The organism is Lederbergia ruris, from assembly GCF_018332955.1.
Taxonomy (GTDB): Bacteria; Bacillota; Bacilli; order Bacillales; family Bacillaceae_C; genus Lederbergia; species Lederbergia ruris.
Genome location: NZ_BORB01000013.1, coordinates 48,422 through 60,580 on the forward strand (window position 1 = coordinate 48,422; position 12,159 = coordinate 60,580).

Below are 12,159 nucleotides of genomic sequence, written 5' to 3' on the forward strand. Positions count from 1 at the left end.
GGCTGCGCCGCCTCGAACTTCTTGGTCCTTTTTATCCTCCTTTTGAACACGAACTTTAAGCACAAAAGTTTCGAATATAAAATGGAAGAGGTCGTTTTGTCATGCCTTTTGATGGTTTTTTTACTCGGGCAATTGTATCTGAATTAACGTCCCTACTTGTTGGTGGTAGGATTAGTAAAATACACCAGCCTTTTAAAAATGAAATTGTCATGATTGTGAGAGCGGCAAGGAAAAATTATAAGTTGCTTATTTCCGCCCATCCTAGCTATGCAAGGATGCAAGTAACCGAGGATACATTTGAAAATCCGCAGGAACCGCCGATGTTTTGTATGATTTTGCGAAAACATTTAGAAGGTGCCATTATTGAGGATATAAGTCAAGTTGAAATGGATCGAATCATTATTTTAAAGATCAAGGGCCGTGATGAACTGGGCGATATTCGCTATAAAAAGTTGATCATCGAAATTATGGGTAGACATAGCAATATCATTTTGGTCGATGAAGAAACAGAGATGATTCTAGATAGTGTAAAGCATATCCCTACAGCTTTAAATAGCTATCGGACTATTTTACCTGGAGCTCAGTATATTTTGCCACCTGCACAAAATAAACAAAATCCGTTAGCCGCAACAGAGGAAGATCTATTAAGAACCATTGATTTTAATGCGGGAAAATTAGACAAACAGATTGTTGAAAGTTTTTCGGGAGTTTCTCCATTACTCGCGAAGGAGATCGTTTATCAAGCCGGACTCGCGAATCGAGAAACAGTGCCCAAATCTTTCTTAACGATGATGACTAAACTTGAAGCTCATCAATACCAACCTAGTATTACAGCGACAAATCAAAAAGAGGAGTTTTATTTATTTCCAGTTACATCGTTGGCTGGTGAAGTGAAGCAATTTGCAACTTTAAGCGAAATGCTGGATCGATTTTACTTTGGGAAAGCGGATCGGGATCGCGTAAGGCAGCAAGCACATGACTTAGAGAGATTGATGAAGAACGAAAGGGAAAAAAATGAGGGAAAGTTAAGGAAATTGGAGCAAACATTAGCGGAAGCTGAGAATGCTGATCAACATCAACTACTTGGGGAGTTATTAACCGCCAATCTTCATCAAGTTCAAAGAGGAATGAAGGAAATTACTGTCCCGAACTATTATGATGAGCATTATCAAGATATAACTATCCCATTAGATGCGCGAAAAACCCCTTCGGAAAATGCGCAAATGTATTTTACTAAATATCAAAAAGCGAAAAACGCGGTTCAGGTGGTAAAGGAGCAAATCGAAAAAACGAAGCGTGAAATGGATTATTTTGATGGGCTAATCCAACAACTTGACTCTGCTTCTCCTCGTGATTTAGAAGAAATTCGGGAGGAATTAGGGGAAGAAGGTTATTTACGTTCCCAAAAGAAAAATAGAAAGAAGTCGAATACAAAACCTGCCATTGAGCGTTATCAAGCTAGTGACGGAACTGATATTTTCGTGGGAAAAAATAATAAACAAAATGACTATTTAACGAACAAAATCGCCGCAAGAGATGAAATTTGGCTACACACGAAGGACATTCCTGGTTCCCATGTCGTGATCCGTAGCAAAAATCCTGGAGAAGCGACCATCCTGGAAGCGGCCATGCTTGCTGCTTATTTCAGTAAAGCGAAAAATTCCGCCTCCGTGCCTGTCGACTATACAAAAGTTAGACATGTCAAGAAACCGAATGGCGCAAAACCGGGATTTGTCATCTACGATAATCAGCAAACCGTCTACGTAACACCTAATGAAGATCAAGTAAGAAAAATGCAAAAATAGGTAGCTGACATTACCCGGATTATGTTGAATAATATTATATAAAAAAACTTTATAGGAGTTGCTGCAACTCCTATAAAGGATGAATTTATACTATTTTCCCTGCCACTGTTCAGGGTGCTTCCGCCAATTTTCAAGTGTTACTTGATCATTTTCCTCGATCACGCCTTGGTTTAAGGCAACCTGTATTAAGGTTGTGTAGCCTGTTAATGAATAAGCTTTTAACCGTGCCTCTTCGAGTCTTTCTCGTCCTTTTTCCAATTCATATGTAAAGATCGATACAATCCCTAATACTTCGACACCTTCTGCTTGAAGGGCTTGTGCGGCAGTAATCGCACTACCTCCAGTAGAGATTAAATCTTCTACCACAACAGCTTTTTGCCCCTTCGTAATTCTCCCTTCAATTTGATTTCCTTTCCCATGACTTTTAGCGGATGAACGAACATAACACATTGGCAATTCGAGCTGATCACTGACCCAGGCTGCATGTGGAATACCTGCTGTAGCGGTACCTGCGATGATTTCTGTTTCTGGAAAATTGTCTTGAATTAACTTGGCCAAGCCGGTCGCAATTTCCTTACGCAAAGAAGGATAAGATAGAGTTAAACGGTTATCACAATAAATAGGGGATTTTATACCAGATGACCATGTAAAAGGATCATGAGGTTTTAGTGATACAGCCTCGATTTCTAGTAATTGTTCTGCCATTTTCTCTGCCAAATTCATTATCAATTCATCTCCCATTCTGATTTTACTTCTTGATAAGCGGCAACTGGATCTTTCGCTCTTGTGATCGAACGACCAACAACAATATGGGTGGAGCCAATTTCCTGTGCTCGCTTTGGTGTGACAATTCTTTTTTGGTCATCAGCCGAATGCCCAGCTAGCCGAATGCCCGGTGTTACCCGTAGAAAATTTGCATCGGTTTCATCTCGAATCGCCCCTGCTTCTAAAGCAGAACAAACAACACCATCTAGTCCAGACAAAAAGGCCAATCTAGCATAATGAAGAACAGAGTCTTTTAGCGGATGGTCAATTAACTGTTCACGTTGCATTTGCACTTCACTTGTACTGGTCAATTGTGTAACGGCTATGATTTCTGGTCTCTTTTTCCCTGTTACAGTTCCTTCAACCAGCCCTTTTAAGGCAGCGCTCATCATCTCCATACCACCTGCAGCATGAATATTCACCATCTCGACTTCAAGGCTGGCAAGCACCTTCATCGCCCGGTAAACAGTATTCGGAATATCATGTAATTTTAAATCAAGGAAAATCTCATGCCCTAATTCTTTTAACCATACTAATAAAGCTGGACCTTCCTTGTAAAATAATTCCATTCCTACTTTTACATATAAGGATTCATGATCAAAATGCTGTAAAAATTGTTCTGTTTCATTTTTCCCTGAAAAATCTAGAGCAATAATAGGTTTAGCCCGCATATGTTTTCCAGCTCCTTCCAACCAATTCGGATATATGAGATACCTGTAATTCATCTAATTTTCTTGGAAGTTCTTCAATTAATCGTGGGCAAATAAAAGGATCAGAAAAATTCAATGTTCCAACGGCAATGGCACTCGCTCCAGCATAAAAATATTCAATGATATCATCCACAGATTCAATCCCACCCATGCCAATAATGGGGATTTTCACCTTTTGACTTACATCATGAATCATCCGAATCGCGACTGGTTTGATGGCTGGCCCAGACAGCCCTCCACTTTGATTGGCTAATATTGGTTTACCTGTTTTTAGGTCGAGCCGCATACCAAGTAGGGTATTAATCATCGTTAACCCATCTGCTCCAGCTTCTTCTACAGCTTGTGCCATCCCAACAATATCAGCAACATTGGGGGAAAGCTTCACATAGACTGGAACACTTGATACATCCTTCACTTGCTTTGTCAATTCAGCTGCGACTTCCGGGATCGTCCCAAATGCTATTCCACCTTTTTTGACGTTGGGGCAGGAAATATTTAATTCAAGCGCACGAACATTCGATGCCTGCGATATTTCTTTCGCCACTTCTACATAATCGTCCATTTCGGAACCAGCAACATTGGCAATGATTGGCACATCGAATTGCTCCAGCCACGGTAATTCATTCATGAGAACACCTTCAAGACCAGGATTTTGCAAACCAATTGCATTCAGCATACCAGCTGCTGTTTCCGCCACTCTTGGAGTAGGATTGCCAAACCTTGGTTCAAGTGTAGTCGCTTTGATCATAATGGCCCCTAATTTATTTAGATCATACAACTGGCTAAATTCCTGACCAAATCCAAAACATCCGGAAGCTGGCATCACTGGATTTTTTAAAGATAGACCAGGTAATTCGATATTTAAACGACTCATGTTAATACCACCCTTCCAATTGGAAACACAGGCCCATCACTACATACTTTTACATAGTCTTTTCCATTAACTGGTTCATTGACATGGCATACACAAGCAAAACAAGCACCGATCCCGCATCCCATTCTTTGTTCCATAGACAAAAATCCTTTTCGATCTTTATAACGTTGTTGTAAAGCATTCAGCATAGGCGTTGGACCACAAGCAAATAATCCATCAAAGTCTAGTTGTTCTTTCTCGATGACATCTGTGACAAACCCTTTTGTTCCATGGGAACCATCGACGGTTGCTACAAAGGTTTCTCCAAATTCAGCAAATTCCTGTTCATAAAAAACAACTTCTTTAGTTTGAAAACCAAGCACATGTATGGTTTTAACACCTTGTTTATGAAGTTGTGTTGCTAATTCATATAAAGGCGGTACTCCAATTCCACCCCCAACAAGTATAGCCGTTTCTCCTGGATGGAATTCATTCAAAGGAAAGCCGTTTCCAAGCGGGCCTAATACATTAAGCTGACTGTTTTCGGTTTGCTGGGCCAGCAAGTTCGTCCCTTTCCCTTCCGCTCGATAAATGACCGTAAATTGCTGTTTGGTTTGATCAATCGCCGCAATACTTATCGGTCTTCTAAGGAGGGGATCCAGTCCCGGATTTGTCCGAATATGGACAAATTGACCGGGCTGGTTCATTTGTTTCACCATTGTGCCTTCCAATGTTAACTCATATATATTCCTAGCGATCTCTTGTTGCGAAATAACCCGCATGATTTCTTGTTGAATCAAAGTTGAATCGCCTCTTTTCCTTTGTTAACTCCTCCTACCATTGGTGTAGAGGAGAAAACCATGGATTCCAATACCCCCAAAATTGCTTCAGCCGTATCAAGCGATGTTAAACAAGCAATCCCGTTTTCCACAGACTCTCTTCTGATTCTAAAACCATCTCGTTCAGGCTGTTTCCCTTTTGTTAAAGTATTAATGACGATTTGTGCTTGTCCTTGGCGGATGACATCAATAAGAGTAAAGCCCTCAGATCCAATTTTGCCAACAACTTCCACTGGAATTTGATCATTTGCAATGACATTTGCTGTTCCGCTTGTGGCGAGAATACGATAGCCAATAGACGAGAATCTTTGCGCCAATTGACGCGCCTCTTCCTTGTCTTTATCCGCAACTGTAATTAAGACTGTTCCATATGTTTTAATTTCCATTCCAGATGCAACAAGTCCCTTATATAAAGCTTTTTCCATCGTTTTATCTTTTCCCATTACTTCACCAGTTGATTTCATTTCAGGCCCTAATGAGATATCGACTCTTCTTAGTTTTGCAAATGAGAAGACAGGTACTTTTACATATACGCCTTCTTGTTCCGGTACAATGCCTGTTTCATAACCTAATTCTGGCAACGGCTTACCTAGAATCACTCTAGTTGCTAGATTCGCCATCGGAACCCCCGTAATTTTGCTTAAGAAAGGCACAGTCCGACTTGAGCGCGGATTAACCTCAATCACATATAATTCATTTTGCGAAATGACATATTGGATGTTTAACAAGCCAACAATTTCAAGCCCTCTCGCTAAACGCTTTGTATAATCGACAATTTTCTCCTTCATTTCAGAGCTAATGTTTTGTGGAGGATAAACGGCAATCGAATCACCGGAGTGAACACCCGCTCGTTCTATATGCTCCATAATACCTGGAATCAAGACATTGTCGCCATCAGAAATGGCATCCACTTCAATTTCCTTTCCTATTAAGTAACGATCAACCAAAACCGGATGCTCTGGATTAATTTTCACTGCATTTTCCATATAATGTAACAGCTCTTTTTCTTCGTAAACAATTTCCATCGCTCTTCCACCTAAAACATAGGATGGACGAACAAGAACAGGATACCCTATTTCTGTGGCAATTTTCACTGCTTCCTCCACAGAGAAAGCTGTTTTCCCTTTTGGTTGTGGAATCCGTAAAATTTCTAAAGCCTGTTCAAATTTATCACGGTTTTCGGCACGGTCAAGACTTTCTAAAGAGGTCCCCAAAATTCGAACTCCCCGGCTTTCTAACTCAGCTGCTAAGTTAATCGCTGTTTGCCCTCCAAATTGAACAACGACTCCTTCAGGTTGCTCAAGATCGATCACATGCATCACATCTTCGATTGTCAATGGTTCGAAATAAAGCTTATCTGAAATACTAAAATCCGTTGAGACCGTTTCAGGGTTGTTGTTAATGATTATGGCTTCATAGCCTGCCTCTTGAATTGCCCATACACTGTGGACCGTTGCATAATCAAATTCAACTCCTTGGCCAATCCGGATCGGACCAGATCCAAGCACAACCACACTTTTCTTATCGCTTTGCGTTGATTCATTCTCTGTTTCATATGTTCCGTAGAAATATGGCGTTTCGGCTTCAAATTCACCTGCACAAGTATCTACTTTTTTATAAACAGGTAGGATGCCTTGCTCTTTCCGCCATTCGTATACATCTTTCTCTGCGATGTTCCATAGTTTGGCAATCGTCTTATCGCTAAAACCGAATTCTTTTGCCTTTCGCCCCCATTCCGTGTGCATAGGAGCATTCTGTAATTGTTGTTCAAGCTTAATGATTCTTTCTAGTTTATATAAAAAGTAGAGGTCAATTTGACTCCAGTCATGAATTTGTTCAATCGAAATCCCTTGTCTTAATGCTTCTCCAATGAAAAACAAGCGTTCATCTGTTGCCCGTTCAATTTGTTTTTGTAAGACTTTTGGTTCAATCTCCGCATTGCCTGGAAGTTCAAGATGGAAAATTCCACTTTCTAATGAACGCACTGCTTTTAATAGTGATTCCTCAAATGTTCTACCAATGGCCATGACTTCACCAGTTGCTTTCATTTGGGTTCCCAATCGTCTATTCGCAGATTCGAATTTATCAAATGGCCATCTTGGAATTTTCGTGACGATATAATCGATGGTTGGTTCAAAACAAGCATATGTTTTTCCTGTCACAGGATTCATGATTTCATCCAATGTATAACCTGCCGCAATTTTGGCAGCGAGTTTAGCGATTGGAAAACCAGTCGCTTTGGAAGCAAGCGCAGACGAGCGACTCACCCTTGGATTCACTTCAATGCAGTAGTATTGAAAACTCTCTGGATCAAGCGCAAGTTGTACATTACAACCTCCTTCGATTCCGAGAGCACGGATCAATTTTAACGAGGCATTCCTCATAATTTGGAGCTCACGGTCACTAAGCGTTTGGCACGGTGCGACAACAATCGAGTCTCCTGTATGGATGCCGACAGGATCAAAGTTTTCCATATGGCAGATCACGATCGCATTATCATTTGCGTCTCTCATCACTTCAAACTCAATTTCTTTGAAACCGGCAATACTTTTTTCCACAAGACATTGATGAACAGGACTATTTTTTAAACCACTTGCCACAATTTCCTTCAAATCCGCCAGATTTTCACAAATTCCTCCACCTGTTCCCCCTAGAGTATAGGCAGGTCTTACGATAATTGGGTAACCGATTTTTTCTGCAAACGAAACGGCTTCCTCTACTGTATGGATGATATCACTCTCTGGGACTGGCTCATTTAGCTGGTTCATTAAAGCCCGAAATTGATCACGGTCTTCCGCCTGTTCGATAGCCGAGAGCTTCGTTCCAAGAATTTTAACATTGCATTCTTCTAAAATACCTGCTTGTGCCAGTTGCATGGCCATGTTCAAGCCAGTTTGGCCACCTAAAGTTGGTAAAATCGCATCTGGTCTTTCTTTTCGAATGATTCTCGCCACAAATTCCAATGTTAACGGTTCAATATAGACGGCATCGGCAATTTCTGTATCTGTCATAATCGTTGCAGGGTTGGAGTTGATCAAGATGACTCGATAGCCCTCTTCCTTTAAAGCGAGACAGGCTTGAGTACCCGCATAATCAAATTCTGCGGCTTGGCCAATGACGATTGGGCCAGATCCAATCACGAGTATGCTTTGAATATCGGTTCTTTTAGGCATGTTGTTCCACCCTTTCTTGTTGTTGATTCATCAAATTCATAAATTGATCAAATATTATTTTCCCGTCTTCAGAACCCGGAGCAGCTTCCGGTTGGAATTGAACAGAAAAAGCGGGTAGTGTGGAATGTTTCAACCCTTCGATGGAATTTCCATTTAGAGCTTGATGGGTAATAGTCAGTACATTTTGATCAACGGACGCTTCCACTACCTCGTATCCATGGTTCTGAGAGGTAAAAATGATTTTCCCTGTGGCGAGATCTCTTACAGGATAACTTGTTCCACGGTGACCAAAATGCATTTTTTCTACATGGCAGCCATTCGCAAGGGCGAATAATTGATGACCAAGACCAATCCCGAATAGAGGAGTTTCTTTTTGAACAATCCGGATCATTTCACATACATGGAGAATATTCTTCGGATTCCCGGGTCCATTCGAGAGTAGGATCCCATCTGGTCGATAGCTAAGAATTTCTTCGCCTGAAGTGTCATAAGGGACAACCATAATATCGCAACCACGTTCTGTTAATTCTCGTAAAATACCATGTTTTAGCCCAAAATCCACTACAACAACATTTCTACCGCGACCTGGACTTGGGAAAGGTTTTGTTCTCGATACTTGTTTAACCTCATTCGAAGGATAAGTGGTTGCGCGTAATCGAATCAGAACGTCCTCCGTCTTCTCCTCTACATGACAAATGATGCCTTTCATTGTTCCTTTTTCTCTGATCAATCTTGTTAGTTTTCTTGTATCAATACCCGTGATACCTGGAATTTCCTTAAGCTTTAAAAATTCTCCGATCGACATATTCGAGCGCCAATTAGATGGAAAGTCACAAGCTTCTTTCACAATCATTCCTTTGATCATCGGTTGAATACTTTCAAAATCATCGCGATTTATTCCATAATTGCCGATTAGCGGATAGCTGAAGGTCATAATTTGACCATAATTGGAAGGGTCTGAAATGATTTCCTGATAACCACTCATACTACTATTAAAAACAACTTCACCGATTACCTCTTTTGCACTTCCAATCGCTTCTCCCTGAAAAACTGTACCATCTTCTAACACAAGCTTCCTTTTCATCGAGCTTCTTCTCCTTCCGACCATTTCAATTCCCCATTAACAAAAGTGGCTACTGGCCATCCTTGACAATTCCATCCCGTGAACGGTGTGTTTTTTCCTTTAGAGACAAAATCACTGGGGTCGATTGTTTTTTCTTGCTTTAAATCAATCAATGTGAAATCAGCTGAGACCCCTAACACTATTTGCCCTTTTTCAAGGTTAAAAGTTTGCGCTGGTTTAATGGTTAACCAATCAAGAAGTTGTTCCAATTGAAAAACGCCTGTTTTGACAAAATGTGTATAAAGGAGTGGGAAGGCTGTTTCTAAGCCAACGATTCCAAATGGTGCTTGACGCATCCCCTTCGCCTTATCCTCAGCCGTATGGGGGGCATGATCAGTTGCAATAAAATCAATCGTGCCATCAAGCAATCCTTCAATCAGTGCCTTGCGATCTTCTTTCCCCCTTAAAGGAGGATTCATTTTAAAGTTCGTATCGTTTCCAGGAATATCCTCATCACAAAGCAGTAAATGGTGGGGCGAAACCTCAGCTGTCACTCGAATCCCTGCCCGTTTCGCATCCCTAACTGTTCTTACCGACTCTTTTGTACTAATATGACAAACATGATAATGACAATTCGCTGCTTCTGCTAGTAAAACATCTCTAGCAATTTGGACGGATTCACAAATTGACGGAATGCCTAGAATACCCGTTTGCCGAGAAAACTTTCCTTCATGTACGGCTCCTCCATAAATAAGGGAGTTATCTTCACAATGAGCTACAATCGCCATATCAAGCTTTGCCGCCTGCTTCATTGCTTCGTACATCTTCCCTGCCTCTTGCACACCGACACCATCATCTGTAAAGGCAAATGCTCCAGCTTGCTTTAAGGCTTCAAAGTCAACCAGTTCTTCTCCTTTTTGGCCGACCGTAATCGCTGAATAGGGTAACACATTGACATAGCCTCTCTTTTTACATTCATTTACGAGCCAACTCATTTGTTCAGCTGAGTCTGGCACTGGATTGGTATTCGGCATGGCCGCAACAGTCGTAAAACCGCCCTTTGCGGCAGCAAGTGTACCTGTTTCAATCGTCTCTTTCTGCTCCCCACCTGGTTCACGTAGATGAATATGGACATCAACAAATCCTGGGCTAAGGAGTAAGCCGTTTGCATTCCATTCCTTTTCACCTTGATTTGAAAGATCTTTTCCTAATTCTTTTATTATTCCATCCGTGACTCTTACATCTACTCTCTCTGAAGAGTTTGTTTGTAAACTCGCATTCTTAATTAACCAATTCATTTGCAACACGCCTCCTAGGATTCTAGTAATTTCCTTAAAACAGCCATTCTGACATAAACACCATTTTCCATTTGTTTAAAAATTCTTGAGCGCTCACACTCTACTAAAGAATCAGCTATCTCTACTTGACGATTCACCGGTGCAGGGTGCATAATAATGCTCCCATTTTTCATTCTTTTTTCACGTTCCACTGTCAACCCATGTTGCCTGTGATATTGTTCAGCTGTAATCGCCGATAAGCTTAAATGGCGCTCATGTTGGATTCTAAGGAGCATGACAACATCAACAGATTCAATAATTTCGTCTATTTTGTAGTTACACGTTCCCTTATCCAAAAACCATTCATCCGGCCCAGAAAAAACAACTTCTGCTCCCAATGCCTCTAATGCTTTTACATTTGATTTGGCCACCCGACTATGATTTAAATCCCCGATAATTGCCACCTTTAGACCTGCAAAAGAACCAAATTCTTGTTGGATTGTCAGTAAATCTAGTAAACATTGGGTAGGATGCTGTCCACAACCATCTCCGCCATTTACAAGGTGCAGCCCCACTCTATCTTTTAAATTGTTATAATAGGCTTCTTGTTCATGTCGTATCACAGCAATCGAGATCCCAATCGATTCTAAAGTACGAACTGTGTCATATAAACTCTCGCCTTTTGTTGTACTGCAGAACCCTGCCTCAAAAGGAATCACATCTAGGCCAATCTTTCGTTCCGCCATCTCAAAGCTTGTTTTCGTTCTTGTACTTGGTTCAAAAAACAAGTTGGCCGCATATGTCTTTTGTGCCGGAGACCAACTGTCGCCCTTGGCAAATGAATCAGCAATATGTAAAATTTCCAATATCTCGCTCGTCGTTAAATCATTCATAGATAGCAAATGCTTCATTCCAGTAGCCTCCTCATTTCCCCATAAAAAAACCCTCTGTCCAAATCTAGACAAAGAGGGTACAAAAAGAAGCAGGCAAAAATGGCTTCCTGTTTAACCTCCCTTTGTCAGCCTCTCTGGACTGTCTTTTAAAAGGGAATTCAATTTATTTTAAAATATTTACCTGGTCAATTCCATCGGATTCTACAAGTTCAACAACAATCTTTTCTTGACGGGATGTTGGGATATTCTTACCAATGAAATCTGCTCGGATTGGTAATTCGCGATGACCACGATCCACTAATACAGCTAACTGAATAGAAGCGGCACGACCAAAGTCTACAAGAGCATCCATGGCAGCCCGAACTGTTCGCCCTGTATATAACACATCATCGACCACAATCACTTTTTTATTGGTGATCTCGACCGGCAATTCCGATCCTCTCACTTCCGGTTCAGCATCAGCTGTTTTATACGAGAGATCATCTCGATATAAAGTAATATCCAATTCTCCTACAGGGATGATCTGTCCTTCAATTTGCTCGATTCGTTTCGCTAATCGCTCAGCTAGATGAATGCCTCTCGTTTTAATCCCAACGAGAATACACTCTTCAATCCCTTTATTTCGTTCTAAAATTTCATGGGCAATCCTCGTTAAAGCCCGTTGAATCGCTTTTTCATCCAAAACCAATGTCTTTTCCATCTTACTCACCTCTTTTTAAAGAAATGAAAAACCCTCACACCTTAAGGCATGAGGGTATACGAATCCCAAATGAATGACTTA

Annotated in this window: 10 protein-coding genes; 1 reads left to right on the forward strand and 9 read right to left on the reverse strand. The window is 41.0% G+C overall.

Annotation, left to right across the window (positions count from 1 at the left end; genetic code table 11):
- The first annotated feature begins 101 nt into the window (after positions 1-101).
- Positions 102-1,805, forward strand: a complete 1,704-nt coding sequence (locus KI363_RS09320; protein ID WP_212966178.1) for an Rqc2 family fibronectin-binding protein — start codon at positions 102-104, stop codon at positions 1,803-1,805.
- Positions 1,806-1,895: 90 nt separating this feature from the next.
- Here KI363_RS09320 and pyrE read toward each other — a convergent pair whose 3' ends face one another.
- From pyrE to pyrR, 9 genes are all read right to left on the reverse strand, one after another.
- Complete coding sequence (gene pyrE / locus KI363_RS09325; RefSeq protein ID WP_158320601.1) at positions 1,896-2,522, reverse strand: orotate phosphoribosyltransferase; 627 nt, start codon at positions 2,520-2,522, stop codon at positions 1,896-1,898.
- 8 nt (positions 2,523-2,530) lie between these two features.
- On the reverse strand, positions 2,531-3,241 hold the full coding sequence (gene pyrF / locus KI363_RS09330) for an orotidine-5'-phosphate decarboxylase (RefSeq protein WP_158320422.1): 711 nt from the start codon (positions 3,239-3,241) through the stop codon (positions 2,531-2,533).
- Entirely contained in the window at positions 3,231-4,154 is a 924-nt protein-coding gene (locus KI363_RS09335) for a dihydroorotate dehydrogenase (protein WP_158320423.1), read from the reverse strand. The genes pyrF and KI363_RS09335 overlap by 11 nt, the downstream gene beginning before the upstream one ends.
- On the reverse strand, positions 4,151-4,933 hold the full coding sequence (locus KI363_RS09340) for a dihydroorotate dehydrogenase electron transfer subunit (RefSeq protein ID WP_212966179.1): 783 nt from the start codon (positions 4,931-4,933) through the stop codon (positions 4,151-4,153). Before KI363_RS09340 ends, KI363_RS09335 begins: the two co-directional genes overlap by 4 nt.
- Positions 4,930-8,145, reverse strand: coding sequence for a carbamoyl-phosphate synthase large subunit (gene carB / locus KI363_RS09345; RefSeq protein WP_212966180.1), 3,216 nt, complete (start codon positions 8,143-8,145; stop codon positions 4,930-4,932). Before carB ends, KI363_RS09340 begins: the two co-directional genes overlap by 4 nt.
- Positions 8,138-9,229 (reverse strand): carbamoyl phosphate synthase small subunit, encoded by a 1,092-nt coding sequence (locus tag KI363_RS09350; protein WP_212966181.1) that lies wholly within the window; start codon positions 9,227-9,229, stop codon positions 8,138-8,140. The genes carB and KI363_RS09350 overlap by 8 nt, the downstream gene beginning before the upstream one ends.
- Positions 9,226-10,506, reverse strand: a complete 1,281-nt coding sequence (gene pyrC, locus KI363_RS09355) for a dihydroorotase (protein WP_158320427.1) — start codon at positions 10,504-10,506, stop codon at positions 9,226-9,228. Before pyrC ends, KI363_RS09350 begins: the two co-directional genes overlap by 4 nt.
- Before the next feature lie 14 nt (positions 10,507-10,520).
- On the reverse strand, positions 10,521-11,396 hold the full coding sequence (locus tag KI363_RS09360; protein WP_212966182.1) for an aspartate carbamoyltransferase catalytic subunit: 876 nt from the start codon (positions 11,394-11,396) through the stop codon (positions 10,521-10,523).
- A 145-nt stretch (positions 11,397-11,541) separates the two neighbouring features.
- Complete coding sequence (pyrR, locus tag KI363_RS09365; protein WP_212966183.1) at positions 11,542-12,078, reverse strand: bifunctional pyr operon transcriptional regulator/uracil phosphoribosyltransferase PyrR; 537 nt, start codon at positions 12,076-12,078, stop codon at positions 11,542-11,544.
- Positions 12,079-12,159: the final 81 nt, after the last annotated feature.